The 17,194-nt window shown below is 37.8% G+C and carries 31 protein-coding genes; all 31 read right to left on the reverse strand.

Going from position 1 to position 17,194, the window contains the following annotated elements; translation table 11 throughout:
• Window positions 1-2: 2 nt before the first annotated feature.
• Window positions 3-218 carry a hypothetical protein gene (locus tag AC6UDG_RS06950; protein ID WP_500706884.1) on the reverse strand — a complete coding sequence of 72 codons (216 nt, stop codon included), beginning with the start codon at window positions 216-218 and terminating at the stop codon, window positions 3-5.
• A 46-nt stretch (window positions 219-264) separates the two neighbouring features.
• Entirely contained in the window at window positions 265-903 is a 639-nt protein-coding gene (locus AC6UDG_RS06955; protein ID WP_500706885.1) for a hypothetical protein, read from the reverse strand.
• Window positions 904-979: 76 nt separating this feature from the next.
• On the reverse strand, window positions 980-1,465 hold the full coding sequence (locus tag AC6UDG_RS06960) for a hypothetical protein (RefSeq protein WP_500694552.1): 486 nt from the start codon (window positions 1,463-1,465) through the stop codon (window positions 980-982).
• Window positions 1,466-1,484: 19 nt separating this feature from the next.
• Window positions 1,485-2,603, reverse strand: coding sequence for a hypothetical protein (locus AC6UDG_RS06965; protein ID WP_500706886.1), 1,119 nt, complete (start codon window positions 2,601-2,603; stop codon window positions 1,485-1,487).
• 21 nt (window positions 2,604-2,624) lie between these two features.
• Window positions 2,625-3,068 carry a phage neck terminator protein gene (locus tag AC6UDG_RS06970; protein WP_500706887.1) on the reverse strand — a complete coding sequence of 148 codons (444 nt, stop codon included), beginning with the start codon at window positions 3,066-3,068 and terminating at the stop codon, window positions 2,625-2,627.
• A complete protein-coding gene (locus AC6UDG_RS06975) occupies window positions 3,052-3,396 on the reverse strand; it encodes a hypothetical protein (RefSeq protein WP_500694549.1) in 345 nt (114 codons plus the stop codon). The genes AC6UDG_RS06970 and AC6UDG_RS06975 overlap by 17 nt, the downstream gene beginning before the upstream one ends.
• Window positions 3,397-4,020 carry a hypothetical protein gene (locus tag AC6UDG_RS06980; RefSeq protein WP_500706888.1) on the reverse strand — a complete coding sequence of 208 codons (624 nt, stop codon included), beginning with the start codon at window positions 4,018-4,020 and terminating at the stop codon, window positions 3,397-3,399.
• A gap of 4 nt (window positions 4,021-4,024) precedes the next feature.
• Window positions 4,025-4,366, reverse strand: coding sequence for a hypothetical protein (locus AC6UDG_RS06985; protein WP_500706889.1), 342 nt, complete (start codon window positions 4,364-4,366; stop codon window positions 4,025-4,027).
• Between the two features lie 13 nt (window positions 4,367-4,379).
• A complete protein-coding gene (locus tag AC6UDG_RS06990; protein WP_500706890.1) occupies window positions 4,380-5,453 on the reverse strand; it encodes a phage major capsid protein in 1,074 nt (357 codons plus the stop codon).
• Between the two features lie 3 nt (window positions 5,454-5,456).
• Window positions 5,457-6,047 carry a capsid assembly scaffolding protein Gp46 family protein gene (locus AC6UDG_RS06995; protein ID WP_500706891.1) on the reverse strand — a complete coding sequence of 197 codons (591 nt, stop codon included), beginning with the start codon at window positions 6,045-6,047 and terminating at the stop codon, window positions 5,457-5,459.
• A 150-nt stretch (window positions 6,048-6,197) separates the two neighbouring features.
• Window positions 6,198-6,413 carry a hypothetical protein gene (locus tag AC6UDG_RS07000; protein WP_500694543.1) on the reverse strand — a complete coding sequence of 72 codons (216 nt, stop codon included), beginning with the start codon at window positions 6,411-6,413 and terminating at the stop codon, window positions 6,198-6,200.
• 13 nt (window positions 6,414-6,426) lie between these two features.
• Window positions 6,427-7,347: a structural protein gene (locus AC6UDG_RS07005; RefSeq protein WP_500706892.1), complete on the reverse strand. Its 921-nt coding sequence runs from the start codon at window positions 7,345-7,347 to the stop codon at window positions 6,427-6,429.
• A gap of 13 nt (window positions 7,348-7,360) precedes the next feature.
• Entirely contained in the window at window positions 7,361-9,103 is a 1,743-nt protein-coding gene (locus AC6UDG_RS07010; RefSeq protein ID WP_500706893.1) for a phage portal protein, read from the reverse strand.
• Between the two features lie 3 nt (window positions 9,104-9,106).
• The gene (locus AC6UDG_RS07015; RefSeq protein WP_500706894.1) at window positions 9,107-10,459 is read right to left on the reverse strand and encodes a PBSX family phage terminase large subunit; all 1,353 of its coding nucleotides are present in this window, start codon (window positions 10,457-10,459) and stop codon (window positions 9,107-9,109) included.
• Window positions 10,437-11,243, reverse strand: a complete 807-nt coding sequence (locus AC6UDG_RS07020; RefSeq protein WP_500706895.1) for a terminase small subunit — start codon at window positions 11,241-11,243, stop codon at window positions 10,437-10,439. Before AC6UDG_RS07020 ends, AC6UDG_RS07015 begins: the two co-directional genes overlap by 23 nt.
• A 528-nt stretch (window positions 11,244-11,771) precedes the next feature.
• Window positions 11,772-12,215: an ArpU family phage packaging/lysis transcriptional regulator gene (locus AC6UDG_RS07025; RefSeq protein ID WP_500694538.1), complete on the reverse strand. Its 444-nt coding sequence runs from the start codon at window positions 12,213-12,215 to the stop codon at window positions 11,772-11,774.
• A gap of 114 nt (window positions 12,216-12,329) precedes the next feature.
• Window positions 12,330-12,779: a hypothetical protein gene (locus tag AC6UDG_RS07030; protein WP_500706896.1), complete on the reverse strand. Its 450-nt coding sequence runs from the start codon at window positions 12,777-12,779 to the stop codon at window positions 12,330-12,332.
• The gene (locus tag AC6UDG_RS07035; protein WP_500706897.1) at window positions 12,779-12,970 is read right to left on the reverse strand and encodes a hypothetical protein; all 192 of its coding nucleotides are present in this window, start codon (window positions 12,968-12,970) and stop codon (window positions 12,779-12,781) included. The genes AC6UDG_RS07030 and AC6UDG_RS07035 overlap by 1 nt, the downstream gene beginning before the upstream one ends.
• Window positions 12,960-13,385, reverse strand: a complete 426-nt coding sequence (locus AC6UDG_RS07040; RefSeq protein WP_500706898.1) for a DUF1642 domain-containing protein — start codon at window positions 13,383-13,385, stop codon at window positions 12,960-12,962. The genes AC6UDG_RS07035 and AC6UDG_RS07040 overlap by 11 nt, the downstream gene beginning before the upstream one ends.
• A 62-nt stretch (window positions 13,386-13,447) precedes the next feature.
• Entirely contained in the window at window positions 13,448-13,945 is a 498-nt protein-coding gene (locus AC6UDG_RS07045; RefSeq protein WP_500706899.1) for a MazG-like family protein, read from the reverse strand.
• Window positions 13,946-14,173, reverse strand: coding sequence for a hypothetical protein (locus AC6UDG_RS07050; protein WP_500706900.1), 228 nt, complete (start codon window positions 14,171-14,173; stop codon window positions 13,946-13,948).
• The gene (locus AC6UDG_RS07055; protein ID WP_500706901.1) at window positions 14,170-14,367 is read right to left on the reverse strand and encodes a hypothetical protein; all 198 of its coding nucleotides are present in this window, start codon (window positions 14,365-14,367) and stop codon (window positions 14,170-14,172) included. The genes AC6UDG_RS07050 and AC6UDG_RS07055 overlap by 4 nt, the downstream gene beginning before the upstream one ends.
• Window positions 14,364-14,588, reverse strand: a complete 225-nt coding sequence (locus AC6UDG_RS07060; protein WP_500706902.1) for a hypothetical protein — start codon at window positions 14,586-14,588, stop codon at window positions 14,364-14,366. Before AC6UDG_RS07060 ends, AC6UDG_RS07055 begins: the two co-directional genes overlap by 4 nt.
• Complete coding sequence (locus AC6UDG_RS07065) at window positions 14,589-14,879, reverse strand: hypothetical protein (protein ID WP_500706903.1); 291 nt, start codon at window positions 14,877-14,879, stop codon at window positions 14,589-14,591.
• Entirely contained in the window at window positions 14,872-15,051 is a 180-nt protein-coding gene (locus AC6UDG_RS07070) for a hypothetical protein (protein ID WP_500706904.1), read from the reverse strand. Before AC6UDG_RS07070 ends, AC6UDG_RS07065 begins: the two co-directional genes overlap by 8 nt.
• A 6-nt stretch (window positions 15,052-15,057) precedes the next feature.
• Complete coding sequence (locus tag AC6UDG_RS07075) at window positions 15,058-15,357, reverse strand: hypothetical protein (RefSeq protein WP_500706905.1); 300 nt, start codon at window positions 15,355-15,357, stop codon at window positions 15,058-15,060.
• A gap of 17 nt (window positions 15,358-15,374) precedes the next feature.
• Window positions 15,375-15,581, reverse strand: coding sequence for an HPP family protein (locus AC6UDG_RS07080; protein WP_500706906.1), 207 nt, complete (start codon window positions 15,579-15,581; stop codon window positions 15,375-15,377).
• On the reverse strand, window positions 15,574-16,107 hold the full coding sequence (locus AC6UDG_RS07085; protein ID WP_500706907.1) for a hypothetical protein: 534 nt from the start codon (window positions 16,105-16,107) through the stop codon (window positions 15,574-15,576). Before AC6UDG_RS07085 ends, AC6UDG_RS07080 begins: the two co-directional genes overlap by 8 nt.
• Window positions 16,094-16,306, reverse strand: a complete 213-nt coding sequence (locus AC6UDG_RS07090; protein ID WP_500694525.1) for a DUF3310 domain-containing protein — start codon at window positions 16,304-16,306, stop codon at window positions 16,094-16,096. The genes AC6UDG_RS07085 and AC6UDG_RS07090 overlap by 14 nt, the downstream gene beginning before the upstream one ends.
• The gene (locus tag AC6UDG_RS07095) at window positions 16,293-16,988 is read right to left on the reverse strand and encodes a putative HNHc nuclease (RefSeq protein WP_500706908.1); all 696 of its coding nucleotides are present in this window, start codon (window positions 16,986-16,988) and stop codon (window positions 16,293-16,295) included. Before AC6UDG_RS07095 ends, AC6UDG_RS07090 begins: the two co-directional genes overlap by 14 nt.
• A 1-nt stretch (window position 16,989) precedes the next feature.
• Window positions 16,990-17,181, reverse strand: coding sequence for a hypothetical protein (locus AC6UDG_RS07100; protein ID WP_500706909.1), 192 nt, complete (start codon window positions 17,179-17,181; stop codon window positions 16,990-16,992).
• Window positions 17,182-17,194: the final 13 nt, after the last annotated feature.

Consider the following 17,194-nt stretch of genomic DNA (forward strand, 5'->3'; position numbering starts at 1 on the left):
CCTTAGTGTTGTTCGTTGCGAGCTTTCGCAATTTCATTCATTCCTTTTAACATTCCATTTTCAGTAGCGTCGCTTATTAATTCGAAATAGTCCTTTTTAATAGCGTTCGCTTTATGAATGCTATCGACTAACTTACCTGGTGTCTGATTGAGTAATTCTTCCTCACTCATCCCTAACCAATAACTGGCGATTAATGCTCCACGAGTTTTGTCGAGCATTTTGTCAACCTTTTTCTGGTCAACTTCGTCGTCGTTATTGAGGTATTTAGTTATTGCCGAATTGTATTGAGTCCGTAAGAAACGTCGTAGCGGTGTTTAATTTTTCCATCAAACCGTTGTAGTTGGTTAGGTCTGCTAAAAAGTTCATAGCTTCCTGATAGACTTGGAAAACTAAACCATCGTATTGTTCGCCTGGGTCAAAGTCAGTTTCTTTAACGTAGTGACGGTCAGGAGTACGTACGACTTGATCAAGTAACACTGGCAAAGTATTAGCTAAGTTCATTCCACCACGGTTATTAGAAGTTCCGGACAAGATACCAAAAGTCTTTTCATATCCAGGGAATCGCAATAAGAATTTAATTTCTTTTCCGTCACGATTCTTAACCGTGATAGTCTTTTGCTTCTTAGCTTCTGGTAAATCTTCATCTAGAGTTTCATAGGTCATCTTAGGAGAAACAATGACATTGTTCATAACCAAGAAAAACGCTTTAGCTAAGTCAGAAAAGTCATCGTTACGTTGCAAAGCATCCATAACTTGCATAGTTACCAAGGTTGAGGGACGTTCAAGCGTGATTGACTCAGTTTTGTCCTTACCTTTTTCATCTTTGAAAGTTACTTGCTTCTTAATTTGAGCGTCAAATAATGCGGTAAGTTCTGTGTTGTTAGTCTTTTTGCTGGTAGTCATAAATAAAAATCTCCTTTATATAAAAAAAGGGCTATGCACTTCTGCATAGCTCTTTAAAGTGTTTGAGTTGAATTTTTTAGTTAAACATTTGGTCTGGCAAAGCACTGTTATCAACTAAGTTACCAGAGTGAATAGAAACAGCCATAGTACTGTCAGTATTCTGAATAGGAATAGTTGGTCTAGTGTCAATGTTTGAACCCTCAAGTGTAACTGACACATGGTTTGAATTGTCCTCATAGATTAAATCAAAGGTAGTGTCGTCATCTGGACCACTTTCTAATTGTGACAAGAACAATGCGTTAAAGAACTTAGCGTCATCAGAACCAGTGATTAAGTTTAAAGTGGTTTTATATGAATTATCAGCACTTTCCATCATGTGCATATCGCCATGAAATCCAGAAGTATAAGTATACTTGGCAGCATTTGGTGCGATTGAACCAGCAGTACCATTTTTCATATCGGTGATTTCTCGAATCTTACCGTTTTTTCTTACATAAACATGTTGAAAACGGCTAGATAGAATATTAATCTCTCCGCCGTTACTCATAGTTGTTTTAGGCATTTTCTATTTCCTCCTTTTCCTAAACGATTACGTTGACGTTGGCATTAATGTCTTGAACGTCGTTGGCCACTTCAAAATCAAAACCAAACTTACTGAATGTTCTTTCGTTAACTAACTTCGTTGGAACTTGTGAGATTGGAGTTGAAGTAACAGTGATTGGTGCAACCAAAATGCCACTTGCCACATAATCTTTGCTGACACCGTCAATTAACTTGATGATCATTGAAACTGTGTCTTCGTCGTACTTAGGCCACTTTTGACCGTTTAAGTACTGTTGAATGACAAACTTAATTGAGTCGGTCACCATATTTACGTGAACAAACTGGTCAATATAGTTTCCGGCAAGTGCTTTACCAGAATTAGACATGTCCCAGTCAGCTTTATTAACAACAACTGAACCGTTAGCTTTCTCAATGGCTTCGTAGTCAGCTTCAGTGAAGTCAGCGTCTGGTTCCATTTGAGTTAAATTGCCAATGTGGCCAAAGTCAGTTGGAGCATTAATTGAGGCATAAGCAATCATTTGGACAGCTGGGTGCCGGTCAGAAGTTTCGACAATGGCACCAGTATTCCCTTGCTTTTCTTTTGAGTCAGATTGATAACCTTGAACGTGTGAACTCAACTTTTGTAAGTCAGAAATACTCTTAACTTGTGCATAGAGAGCAACACGTTGGTTGTCATACAAGAAGTCAGATAGAGTTTCTAAGTCACTTTCTGGGACAGTATTGTCTGCAGTAATGTAGTAGAAACCGTCAAAGATGTGTTGGCCAACTGCTTGCACGATTGGTGCAGAGGTATCAACTGTCTTTGATTCATCAGAACTACCGCTTCCACTAGTGGTTACATCTGATTGAATTAGTTGAGTGTTTGAATTTGGAACATAAGTTGAACCGTATTCAATAACTTCAATTGTTTCGTTGAAGTTTGGAACTTCCATAGCCGCCTTAGCGTTGGCATAGACTTCTGTGTTTTCTGGGTAGTCTTCTGCAAGGTCATCAATCGTGGCATAAGTTTTAGCTTTGTTAGTTGAACCTTTAGTCAGAATTGCGATTGCAGGCTTACCAGTTCCCTTAACCAGTTGCTGAATAGAAACGGTCAAGTGAACATTTGATGGGCGTTTGATAATATCGTTTACTGCCATCTTTAAAATCTCCTTTTTAATTTAGTTATTTGTGTCATCTTGAAAATCAGGTTGGATCATAAAAGTCATGGTTAAGCCATTCGAATATTGCCAGTCGATATTGAAGTAGACATCTGTATTGACCATGTCTTCGACTGTTTCGAGCGCTACGCCATGACTTAATAATTCATTTGCTGGTTTTTCCAAATAAAAAAGACGCCTGATCCAATCAGCCATCCCTAATGATTCTGTCTTTGTGTCAGACACACATTTAAGCTGGTAGACCAGTTCAAACGGTTTTGACATGTAATCGTTAAAGTACATCTGTTTATGTGCCACAACAGGGCTAAATGTGATGTATGGATAGCTGGGTTGGTCACCCGTCCTTTCTTCTGGAACAAAAGGGACGTCAGGTTCATATTTATGAATGACGTCTCCTAATAACTCTTCAAATTGTTGATAAATATTTTTAGAAATGAGAGTCACCGCCTCTCCTACGTTCGTTGTTAAACTTCAGCGAATAGATGTTGAGCCCGCCGGCTAAGTCCTGAGCAATACCTATCACTGTGTAGCGTTTTCCGCTATCAATCGTGACGTGGTCGCCTTTTTGAACGTCATTTAACTTGCTTACCCAGTACATGCTTCCAACTTCTAGCTCTCCACCAGTGATGGATTGAAAGTTGATGTTTGGATTACTTTGGTTAACTAAAGGTTCATTCACTTCAATGTCTGAACCATTTGCTCGTTCAACTTTAAGATGTTGAGCCAACATGTTCATGTTGAAAGCAAAGTTATTAAAGTTATGAAATTTCATCTACATCTCTCCTTTACTTCCAACTACATAAGTGATTGACCGGTAGAGTTTCCCTGAACTCATTAACGGATCATCGAAACCTTTGTTAGCTTGTGTTAATGGTGCGTTTTTTGGCGATTTGAAATCCAAGATAGTTTTTTGTAAGTCTTTAACCACTTGAACTCCAAGTCGGCGAAAGACTTCGTGTGGGTCAATCTCATCTTGATACATGAGATAGATAAGGTCTCGTAAGTCTTCATTCCACTTATCAATGTTCAAAGTGAAACAGTTTCTTAAAAATGGTCGAGCTGGAATCGTCACAGACTTCCTGAGAATGAACATCACACGAATTCCATTCGATTGACTCTTATCTTTAATGGCCAGAACGTTCTTGCCTTTTGGCTTGAACAGACCATCAATGTCTCGTGGCGACTTGCCAACCGTTTCTTTAGTTGGAATGCATAACCACTTGCCACCTTTAGGACTGATTGTCTTACCTTGCTCATTGACTAAAGCAATCATGGTCAAGTAACCATCATCACGTGGAACACCAACATACAGCTGATAGCCATTTAGCTTATCTGCATTCTCACGAAACTTATTGAGTTGATTGATTGCTTCTTGTGGTGTTACTTCATCTGCCATAGCATCACTCCGTTGTCACAGAGCCAAGACTGCCACCTGATCCAAACTGATTAACAATTTGTTCATAATGTTGTAAATAAGGATCGTTTTGTGTGTGGTCAGCAATTGTCTGTGAGTTGCCGAGTGTTGCGGCAGATGTCACGCCTCCAGAGCCCATGAACATATTGATGTAGATTAAATGACGAGTTAGCCAAGTAGTAGCAGTCTTTAACATGTCATCACTGACACCATCAGAAATAGCTATCTTATTAGCTTCACCAACCAGCTCATTGAACACAGCTTCAGAGATGTCATCTGCACAATCCATCAACCCAGTTACTTCTTCTTTGCTTGGCAGGTCTGCCATTTAAATCACATCCTTACTTACCTGAGCCTGAAGTTGATTTTGAGTCAGGAGTTGAAGTTGACTTTGAACTGTCTTTCTTAGTGTTAATCCCTTTAACAACGAAATCCGAGTCAACTTTGAATCCATACTCAACAAGTTGGATATTGCGTGGGTCACTAGCAACTTTGTAAAGCTTCTTATTTCCTGCAAGTAAATCATCTCTAAATCCTGTGAAACCATTTGACAACTGTGTCATATCTAAAGTGGTTCCTGAAATATGCATGGTTGCTAAGCGTTTTTGAATGATTGCTTGTTCTCCACCATTCTTGAATTCATCACGAGTAATCACGTTTCCATTTGCTGGAGTTGCTGTTGAGTATTGAACTGCACCATTTCCAAAGATGTAAGCAACAGTAGTGCCATTGCTTGGATCAACTGGAATAGAATCATCAAGAACAATCTTCATACCGTTGTAGCCCTCAAATGGAGCCCCACCATTACTTGGCTGGATAGTTTCAATCAAGTTTTGCTTTCTCATCTGACCATAAGCAGCTGAGTTAACCACGATTTGAGATAAGTTGTTTTGAATAACATCTCCCATGCGTGAAATAGCTGCAATAAAGTCGCCAGGGTTCAGATCTTTTTCACTACCGACGTTGTATGATTTAGCAGTCTTAATGTCATCGTTGTTGAAAGCAGTTTGAACTAACTTAATCAAACGTTTTTCATCGAGACGAGCCCACCAGTTTCCAAATTGCCCAGCGTATTGTTCCATTACTGGAGCTCCAGAAATAAGTTGTGAGTAGTCAGTTACGGCGTAAGCTTTAGCGTCAGCAAACTTAACTTCTTGTTCTTGGTCAGAACTAATACCCTCAGTAGTAATGTCAGTAGTATCATTCCAAACTTGTGCATCTCCACCTAAATCGCCAAGAGTCGGAATTGTGATCCCTAATCCAGGTTGTAATAGGCGACTACCTAAGTATTGGTCCGGTGTTAAAATACCGCTTCTTAAGAAACGGTCTGTTTCAGTTGATGAACGTTTTACCCAGTCTGCAAAGACAGTTGGATTCATCAAATCTGATAGTTGTGTAACTTTCTCAATTGCCATGAGTTAAATCTCCTTTGATAATTTTTTGTATAGTTCAGGGTCTTGGTCAGCTAAATCAGATTGTTCTTTCATGCTCATTCGTCTAAACTGGTCGGCTGTAATTCCCTGTGTTTCAATGTGGCCTCCGCCTTGTGGATTGGATTTCCCAGAAGTCTTGTGCTTGATTCCCTCATCAATGCCGATTTGGAAAGTTTTAGCGAACTCTTCCACGTTCTTTTGTCTAGTTGCTTCATCCGTCGATGAAAGGTATCCGGCAAAACTCTCTGGAATGTTCTTCTCTTTCAAAAGTGCACGGGTCTTAGTCAAAGCGTCTGCTTTATCAATCTCAGCCTGCTTTTTAGCGATGCTTTCTTTTTCAGCTTTTAAAGCATCTAGTTTGTCTTGATAATCAGCTTTAGCTTTGTCTTCAGCGCTCATTTGAGCTCGTTCCTCACCCTTTTTAAGAGCTTCTTTCCGTGCTTCATCAATCTTGGATTCAAGATCAGATTTCTGTTCTTCCAACTGCTTCGAATACTTGTCTTCATACTCTTTAGCTTTGTTGGACATTGCTTTGTCCATATCAGCTTGTGTGTACTTCTTTTCTTCGTCTGCCATAAGGTTTCCTCCTACTTTTTAAGTCCGTAGACTAGTAAGGTTTTAAGTTTCTCAACTCAGCAAAAAAGCCAGTTCTTTTAGGCCTGCTGACTAAAAAAGGCCATAAAAATAGCACTCAACAAAGTTAAGTGCTAATGATATTTATTTAATTTAATAAGCTACTTCAATTGCAATCAAAGTTAAACATATGGATCCTATTCCAGTACCAATAAACATAGATATGATTAATAATAAATTGCTACGTAGTATGGGCAAAATTCCAACTAAAAGCATTGGCATAAAGCTCATAACCATCGAAACAATAAATGTAACAAAAATTGTATCTACTAATTTTTGCTTACTGATTAATTTACGAATTGTTTTCATATTTAATTACCTCTTAATCAATTGATGTATCACTGGTTAGGTTACCGTCTTTATCACATGGTATTAACTGACACCGGCAATTAGGATGGCTATCACCTGGTATGTCAGGTGCCTGTTCAATTGGATACGGGTTGTCATCTGCCAATCCCTCACAAATCTCACAGACCTTTTCATCCTTTTGTGTTAGCAAATAAACATAGTCAACATCATTGTCTTTGAACGCTGCCATTGCTCCATCAGCATTGTTACTTGATGCTTCTGTACGAAATAACGTTTGAATTCCAGATACTTCTGTGTTGACAGCACTATTAATGTTTCCTGATTTCCTATCATCATTTTCACTCATGGTCTTAGTTAGATGTCTCATCTCTGACAAATTCAAACCAGTTTGCAAACTTGAATAAAGAACCTGTGTGGCTTTCGACATCATGGTTTGCGCATGGTTATTAAGTGAATTGAGGAAGTCTTGTTGCGTATGGTCGTTTGGATTCATAGTGTATTCGCTGCCACTGTTCCTCCAACGATAACCCTCAACGTACTCTTTGTTGAGCTTATCAACTGAATAATCAGCAACATTGTTCGTTGCAACTACAATTCCAGCACCAACTAATGCTCCCATCATGTCACGTTTAGACACTTGCGATTGTGCATACAATGCTCGTAATTGCTTGGTCAGATTATCGTTGTCTGACGAATTAGCCATGAGCGAATTGATAGCGTCATGGAATTGTTGAACATCCCATGTTGAAACGTCTTTGGATACCTGACCAACTGACAAATGATTGTCTTCGGCATAGTGGAAAAAGAACTCATTCAAATTACTGGCAACGATTGTCATTGCCTGGGAATAGAACCCAGCAATCTTATCAGCATTGTTGTTATCTTGTTGAACTAACTTCTCAATTCTTTTCTGTTCTTGTTTGATTGTTGCCAATGATCACACCACCTTAGTTGCTTTCTCCGCCACTTTGTCCAGTTTTATCTGGGTCTTCTTCTTTTAGTGGCTTAGGATTATTCCCCATGTTCTGTTGGAAGAGATTGTTATTGATGCTAGCCATTGGATTGTTCTTAGCTTGGTCAGCTTTCTGTTGGTCCATTCGTTCTTGCTCTTGTGATTGAGGAACACCAGTAACTGGATAAGCCATCTCTTGAAGTGTCTGTGTTGAGACAACACCTTGAGAAGCCAACGACTGCATTACATTTACAATTGCTTGGTTATTCTTAGGATTGTTTGGAGTGAACGTGATGGTAACGTCGTTAGCGTCCTCATCTTCATTGACTCCAGAGCTCGGTTGCATACCTAAATAGTTAATCAGTAAACGCAACCGGCGATGAATTCCACGAGCAAATAGTGAATCGGTAACTTCCATTTCCTGGTCCATTCCAAATAGCTTGTACGACATCGCTACACCAGAAGCATTACCAGCGAAGTTAGCGTCAGTTACATTTGGTGTGTTAGTGAACTGCATGATTTCATTAGCAATGTCCGTCCTGTGTTTGTCCCAGTCAGTCACATTCAAGTTCTTAGTGAGATACGTTGCAGTTGTTGGAACCGTCTGTGTGTTACCTGAAGCATCATGGAATTGGTAAGGCTTCATATACATCACGTTTGAGTGAGTATCCAATACCTGTTTTTCCATAATTGGTGTGTTCTTGTTGCCGAGTTTATCTTGAGATCGATTAGTATAGTTACCATTGTTGTCAATATAGACTTGATTACCATTCTCATCCAACATCGGCTCAGCTTTGCCACCTTGATTGCTGATAATACCTGAAATTAATAACTGGGCATTGTTGAAGTCTTCTTGGTTGTTGGCCATTCCTGACTCTGATTGGTCGTACTCGTCTATCTTATCCAGGACACGTTCATAAACTCCCATACGCTCTGGGTTGTTATCAAACTCAGTGATAGGAACTTGATGGAAGTATGTGTCTTCCACTTTAGTAAGAGTTAGGTCACCAGTGATATCTTGGCCAGCGTCATAATAGTAAACCTTGTTGTCGGTATAAACTTCAACCTGGAAGTTAATTTGTCCGGCAATTTGAATTTTGTAGTAACGAACGGCAAAGAGTTCAGTTGGTTCAACATCGGTCGACCAAACCACGAAACAACTGTTAGGGTCAATCGTTGTCAGATGAACTTCATTAGTTCCTTCTTTGATAAACATTAGCTCATAGGCTCTACCAGTCGTAAACATGTTAATGGCCATCAATCTGTTGTGATAAGGCTCGTTAATCTGTCTATTGAATTGAGCTACCGTGTTTAGTAATTCTTCGCCCTCGTCTTCATCAGCATTATCATCGTTGCTATCAAATCCATATTTGATTGGATTACCAAACTGATGTCCGATTCGTAGGTTAGTAATGTATGTGGCCCACGGATTAGCAATGCGATTGTCTGATTGGTTCTTATTACGCAACTCGCCTTGCCAGTGATGAATGTTGTTGTCGCCGTAGTAATATCGTTGCAACTCAAGGATACGATCCAACTGATTTGAGTAATGATCATTGACGTAGTAACGAACTAATGCCGAGAAGTTCTCAGAGTTTGGAGCGTCTTTGATTGCATCCCAGGTTGGTTCAGGAATTGAATATTGCACATTGGCATTCTGACCAAATCGTGTCCCGTCTAAACTGTGATTCTTTCCAAACACATCTGGTTGTCGCATGGTTCCATTAATATTTGACACGTTCTATACCCCCATTCTTGGCCGTCCGCCAATAAGTCCTTTGCTTTGTAGTAGTTCGTTTTGTTGTGTGATTGAGCCGTTGTCACGCTTGGATAGTTCTTGTTCACGCTTGTACCAGTTCTTGGTTGCAACTGCATAACGTAACGCGTCCATGCAATCGTCCATCCCATCTTTCTTGATTGGTTCGCCGGTTTTTTCATTCCAGGTGTATTGATAAATCTCCGTCTCAAAGTCCATTAGATTGTCTTTAACAGCCATAAACTTATTGTTATGGATAATGTCAGCTATCTCTTCTGTCCCAGTCATGCGTGCTTTATAAGCATTGATTGCTTTGATGTTAGCGTCTTGGAAACGTGCAACGTATTCTGGTCTAGCAGAATCACAATAGAATGGAATTGCTAAACCATATTGCTGTTGGATTTGTTTGGCCACTTCCATCCAGTATTCAATTTGCCGATGTTGATACGTCCATTCTTTAACGAGATAAGTGTTGCCATCTTCATCATCAGCCATTAATACGATTGAGCCTTTATGTTCAAAACCCCAGTCAAGGCCACAGTAATAACTCAACGTATGTTCTTGCTTAATCTTGTTGAACTGTTGAGCAGTAATCGTGTTGTCCTTTTCGTTGTAGTCTTGATAAACCAGACCCTCACCAGATACCCATAAGCCTTTAATTGCTCGGTCATAGAACATCCCACTTGGTGTCGTCTCTTTTAACGATTCAACATACTGTGGCGACAAGTTAGCGATGTTGTCGTCCAACGTGAACTTATTTGCGATGATAAACTTGCTGTCCGCTGCCTTATCAATGTAGTTAATTTTCAACCAATGCGTAGGAATATCAGGGTTTGTATCGCACACAATCCTGGCACCATCTGCTGAACAACGCTTCTGGATTTCATCAAACACTTCCTGATTAGCTTTGGAAGCTTCATTGATGTACGCACCGTATGAAGTCATACCTCTAATACTTCCAAGACCACGAATACTTCCTGTGTATGCTTGTCGTACTTGAACTGGTGGTAATCCAGGAAACTTAACATCAAATCCGTTAAACCGATTGAACTTAAACACCAAGCCAAATGTGTTAAACATTTCCATAATGATATTGGAATTAATCGACTTGGCGTCCACACCAGCTAGTATGTATTGAGGATGCGCAACCCCTTTGGATTGTGCAACCTCGGCTGCATGTCGCAACTCAAATAAAAACACAAAGTTGTCAACAAACGTTTTACCAGCACGAACCGCACCGTAATTAATCATCAACGTCCAATAAGGATTGTTGATTTCCTGATCAATAACTTCCTGCTGCTTTGGAGTGAATAGATTATTCAGATTTACCTTTGTCATCTTCTTCAGCTCCTTTAGCTATTGTGTTAAGCAGTTTGTCTAGTACACTTGTCTCATTATCTTTACCGTCATTGCTGTTAGCAAAGAACTTGTACAAACGTTCTCGTGCTTTCTCTGGGTCTTTGAGTTCAACCTTGAGTCCGTCACGACCCTTAGTAATTGATTTAACCAAGGACATGTCGACCTTATCTTTATCAGTTAAATAGAAGTCTGTAGTGTGATAGTAGATAGGATTATCGTCAGCATCTAATACAGGTGAATCTGCTGCATCAGTTGCCAACATCTTGGTTGTCTTCCAATTAATGTAGTCATCAAGGTTTCCAAATGCTTGTTTAGCGTCGGCTTTGATCAAGTCAGTGATTTCGAGTTGCAATTCATTTGATGTTTGCTTCTTTAATCTTGTGATATAAGCCTTAACGTTAGCATTCGTAAGCAGTCTCGAACCATTTACAACAGCAGTATCACGATTAGTGTTATATGCTTTCATGTACGCCCACGTTGCGTTAAATCTTTGAAGATAGTACATGCAAAATAATTCTTGCTTGTCATTCAGTCCATCAGATTTCACAGGTTCACGAGTTGCAACCTTTTCTGTTCTGGTTGCACCTTTTTTGGTTGCGTTGCGTTTATTTTGCAACGGTTGCGTTAGCCGTTTGTCCTCGTCCCAGTGTTCACGTGACTTCCACGACTTTACAGTCCCATATGCAACCCCATATTTGGTTGCAATTTTCTTTAATGAAATACCAGCTAAGTAATCAGCTTTGGCATCGTCTCTCTTAGACACTTACATCAACCGTCCCTCCTATCGTTGGATTTATGTTGCTTTTGTTTTCTTTGTTTCCCTTTAGCTTCGCGGTCCAGACGTTGAATTAACTCAAACTCAGTCTTGCACGAATATGTAATTCCCTTATGTGTATACAAATAATTCACTCCATAAAAAAAGAGTTGGAAACTCCATGTTCCAACTCTTTGCGATTTCGCTACTGCTAATTATGAAATAAGCTCTTGGATCAACAAGTACGTAAGTAAATAAACAAATTAATTATTCGAAAGGAGAATTAGCAGTAACGCAGTAGATGCAGATTTCTCTGCAAAGGCAAGTGTCCGGATTCGAACCAGACTATTCTTTGAGGTTTTCCATGTCGCCCATACTTGCCCGAGGTAAAAAACAATTTGAAAGCCATATCCAATTTCTGGACAATACCAATATATAACGTTTAGCTCCGCTTATGGTTCACTTTTTGTCCCCTCTTTGTACACATTTAGTTCACATTTCCTCCGCTTTTAGTTCACAAATAGTTCACTCTGAAATTTATTTGTAGGAAATCAGAGAATAAACTTCATCATCATTTCTAAATGGTAATGGCGGACAGACTTGAGCAAACGCTAGTAACGCTTCATTTTTAACCTGGTAAAATCTTGTCTTACTCAAACATAACTGTGACATTAAAAATTCATCTGGATACTGTCTTGTTATGTAAGAGTTGTTTAGAATATCTCGGTATCGTTCATCTGTTAGAAATTCAATTGCTTTCCGGCAATACTCACAATACAAACTAGCGTCGATATGTTCTAATATGCGATTTTCTTGCGAATTAGTAGTTGATTGTGCTTTTGGCATGTCTGAAATGATTGGTGAGCCAAGGGATGCGACCTTTTGACTTAATTCTCTGTTGTGCCAATACGTGTATTTCTCTAAAGCCATTTTTGCATTTGCGATCGTCTGTTCTTTATTTAGAAATGTGAAGTGAGACATAAGCAGAACTCCTTTTCGTGTGATATACTATAGAAGTTCTGTAATACGAACGTACGTTTTTCGATGAATAGAGAAAGTGGGCTTTAGGGATATGGTCTGCTTTTTTTGTTTGGTCTAAAATTCTTTTATTTCTTGTGCGTATGGCCGGTAAACTTCTGGGACCTCTGTATCAATCTGCTTTTTTGTAAATTCATCAGCCCAAGTGTTTTCTACGCATTCCCACTTCTGTTTATCTCCCTTTCTTAAATAAAGACTGTGTCCTTTCGAATTGGAAATAACTGGAAGTTTAACTACATATTTTGTTGGCTTAATCTTGAATCCATTGACTAAAGCGATTAACAATTTTGATTGATATTTGTTTAAATCCTTAAACATAGGATTGTCTAACGACATGCGAGTGATATCTCGTTTCATTGTTACAGCGACATCTAATTTATCGTCTGATCCGGTTTCCTCAACTGTCTTTCTAACTTCCTCATTTAACCAAGTTGCTTGACCAGCAGTTAGCTCTGGTACATTTTCTTCCTTGTTATCTGGAACTTTGCTAAATAAAATGTTAGTCATTACCAGCACTCCTTATTTTTGAATTTTGAAATGATTTGATGATTAGTGGCCATAAATTGACCATCAACCAATTCAACATCAATGTTTCCAACTACTTTCAATGATTCTTTATCAATATTTCCATAAAACTTTTTTGCTTCGCCGTTCATTTCTTGGACGGCTTTTTCAATCGGCTCGAATTTACCCATCATCAATCACCAACTCTTTTGGAATTTTAAACTTACGATACATTTCTGGCACTTTATCTAATTCATCATCAGTAAACGTAATTTTGGTGTCAGTAAAACTTGGCCTTGCTTGAAACTTATCTAATTTATATGAATCATATGCTGACAAATACATTTGGCTTCCATGGTCAATAATATTTGGCATAGGAATTACATATTCTTGATTATCAAATGTATAGCCATCCTTTACCGCTCCTAAAATTAATCGAACATGCTCACATAAATCTAAAAATAACCATTCAAACACTTGTTTGTCTGATTTATCTAATTCAGACTTATCAGCAAATAACAGTTCACCAAGCGCCGCACAATGATAATTTTTATTTCTTTCAATCCAACCTGCGACAAATTGTGGTATCTTTACCTTTTCTTTTTCCATAATCTAAAATCTCCTTTGTTTGTGTTCGGAACTAATTACGCAAGTTTTAGATTATTTGTTTTTTATTTTTCGATATCTTCTTTTTTAATGAAAGTACCGTGGTCAGTCTTGCCTGTACGATCCTTAATCACGTTGTAAGAAGCTGAAATTAAATCCTCAATATTCCAACCATTCTGTTGAGCAATGATTGTAATTACTATATAGATATCGCCCAAAGCGTCTTTTAAGTCATCTGTGTGTTTCTTGTTGTGAGCTTCAGCTAACTCGCCAGATTCTTCCATGAGCTTGATAACTTGCTTATCGGTCTTTTTATCTAAACCATGTTGGACCGCCCATTCTCTGATTTTTTCTGTTGCATTTTGCTGTTTTTTCAATTCTTGCTCTCTCCAATACAACTCTTTTTCTCTATGACGTATACTTTCTTCTTTTTCATAATGAATCTGGTTGCTATCTTTCATCTGTTTTCTAAGTCGTTTTTTATTTATTTTCATATGTTTCCCCTCAACCAACGAATTTAAACATTGTGATTTGACACTCTCTATTTCATCAAAACTAATCATTTATAGTTTCCTTCCACACATCGGACAGTAATTTATATCAGCAAATGGATGGTTCTCTAAATACGAACCTGCTGAAACATCTATACACAAATAGTATTTTTTATAGTTTTTGTTACTGCCAATATATAAAATCGTTGAAATGTCAGATGGATCGTTATCTTCATCAATTTCAATTAAGCTCTTTTGTTCATGCTGACAGTAGTGGCAATTCTTTTGTTCTTTAGTCATTTGTATAAATTCCTTCCACATTTAGGGCAATAATAAGCTTCAGTCATAATAGCTTTGTCTCCATATTTCCAATAAAACAGTTTCCATTTATGGTCTGAATCATAATTTAAACCTAATGCTCTATTTTGCTTATCGTGATACATAAATTTCCCAATACCTGTACAATAAGGGCACTCTTTTTGTTGTTCAGTCATTGCGCGTCAACCTCTTTCGCATACTTTTGATAATCTTTTGGCATTTCTTGAATTTCATCTAATGAAAAGATTGCATAATCATGTTTGCTAGCCTCTGAATCGCTAATAAAATAGCAAAAAGCATAACATCCACTATGTCTATCTGATCGAAATACTGTGACGTAAGCAACTGGTAATTGATATAAATTAACATCTGGTAGTGGAACTACATACTTTTTCATTTAATTAACCTCAACTGCCATTTCTTGATATGGTTTTGGTAAATCTTTTAATTCTTCCTCGCTAAAAATTGCCTCATCATGATTTTCTACTTCACTAAGATCATAAAGTCGTTCTCCATATTGTTGAGCCTCATATTGTTCAACCGCATATGGACCATTTAAGTAATAACTTCCTTCTGGAACTTTAGTTAAAAATGAATTCATATAAATGGGGATATAACTATCCATATTTCTACTTGTTACATAAGTAGTATCAAGTAAAGGAATTGCATACTTCTTTTGTTTAGTCATTCTTATGTTTTGCTCTCATTTCTTTTACATAACCAACTAACTCGTCTTCCATTTCGTTAGCTTCTTTTTCAGTGATTGGAAATCCTTTTTCGTTAAAGTGCATAAACACACCTGGAATCTTTTTATGAATTCGTTTAACAAATTCCTCATAACTTACTGTTTTATCGTTCATTCATTCTCACCACCCATGACTAGATACATCCTCACTAATTAAAAATGCTAAGTCGCCTAAATCTTCAATTTTAAAATCGCTATCCTTCTTTTTCTGGTAATCAACTTGTTTATAATCATCTAAATTAACTTGTTTAGAAAAATCAGTTTGGAAAAATGAGTCTAAAGATTCTAAAACATCTTTTATCATTTCCTTATTGTCTTCATACTCTTGTTTAACCTCTTCATGGATAGCTTTATCGATAGCTTTGTCATACTTATCAGAATTTTGCATGATTTCCTGTTCTTTGCCTAAATTTCTATTCATGTAAAAGCACATTTCAATCATCTCGTTTTCTTTGGATGGCCTGAATATAAACGCCCTTTAAATCCATGTTCGTCAAATAAATCAGACATATCTATTTCTTGGTGCATATCACGTTGTTTTGTTTTTTTAATACTGCTATACAACAACATCATTGATGCAATTGCACAACCAACGCTAATACCGGCACAAAACCAGCTGATACAAATTGGAATTAAATTAGTCAATGTAAACCTCCTGAGCTAAAAGCTGATTATACGGTGAAAATTGTTCAACTTCTGATTCAGTGAAAATAAATTGTTCTTTATACCTGCTAGGGGACAAAATACCTAGTTCTTGTGGATGAAGTATTGATTCTTTGTTGCTCATTGCAACACCTATCCACGTTTTCCCCCAGTAAGGGCTAGTTGTTTTCACTAAATAGTACTGGTATTCACCATCTTCAGTATCTGGGATTGGAATAATGTATCTTCTTTGCTTCCCATTTTTCTTACATTCCGATCTTGACTTAATTAAAATCAATCTATCTAATAAACAATTATTTAGTTTTAATTTGCTTTCAATTCTTTCTAAACGCTCATCTGTTTTCTTATTTTTCATATTTTCTGATTGTTCCCTCTGGTGCCTGCCCCTCTCTAAAATCTTTAGGTACTCCTCGTGTGTCTCATGTAGTAGTTGAAAATTTTCATCCATTGATTTGTCTAATTTTTTCATTGATTCTTCCTGTGATATTTTCTCTTTAGACTTTTTCATCTTTTGCCTCCATATAATCAATTAATCGATTCAAATAATCACGCGCTTTTTTCAAATCTTGAATCGGTGTTCCTTTATCCTCGAATCGAACAATATACTTCATGATATTTCCAACCATGAATCCAATGAACTTATCTTTTGGCAAGATATCTGACATATGAGTGATTAGATCATATTTCCCATGCTTATAACGGTTCATCATTTCTCTCCTGTTCGTCTAATCGTTTGTTACTCGTCAATTTAAGCTGTCTGATTAACTCATCATCCAATTTAATCGGCTTGATTTGGAACTGTCTGGCAAAGTCAGCAATTCCCATTGAATGCCGTAAATTGTGATGCTTTCTACAAAGTGACCACACATACATCCCTCGTTGATCAATCTTGTATCTGTTTCGGCCCATTCCAACTGCCTTAAAGTGGTCAATGTCAGCTCCCGGCTTTCCACAGATAATGCAATCACGATGTAAAACACACTTTCGGACGAGACCATAATTACCTTGGATTTCATCAAAACACTTCGTTTTAAACGGCACATCTTCATCAATAAAGTAACCAATAATGAAGTCGATAAACTTCTTTGCTAGTGTCACAGAACAGTCAGCCATTGAAAAGTATTGCGGTTCTTTCATGGTCTCAATGAACTCATACTTTAGAAAAGCTTCAGACTCTGGTTTTAAGAATCCTGTGTACTCAGAAAAGTCGCCAATCAATCCAAATATCTTTTTTCGCTGGTCTGGAGTTATATGGCGTCCATCAGCAATATCAATCTCCACAATTGGCTGGCGTCCATCTGAGAAACGTTTTATCTTTTCCATGTCTAATTGTTCGTCAACATTTAAAACGAGATGTGAGCCTTTAATATGCTCTAATTTTGCATACATACTATTTGCCAGCTCCAATCCAACCAACAATGCCAAATATTGCAACTAAGATCAGAATTACCCACCATAGTTTCAGAGCAAACAGAATAACAAACCAGAAAATTATCAGAAAGAACAACCAACTGCAGCAGTCAGAATCCAAAAACCAGCAACCTAAAATTAATAATAAAATCAAAATTGTAACTAGCCACATGTTGGCCAACCTC

This window comes from Fructilactobacillus sp. X2R1C1 (assembly GCF_059901435.1).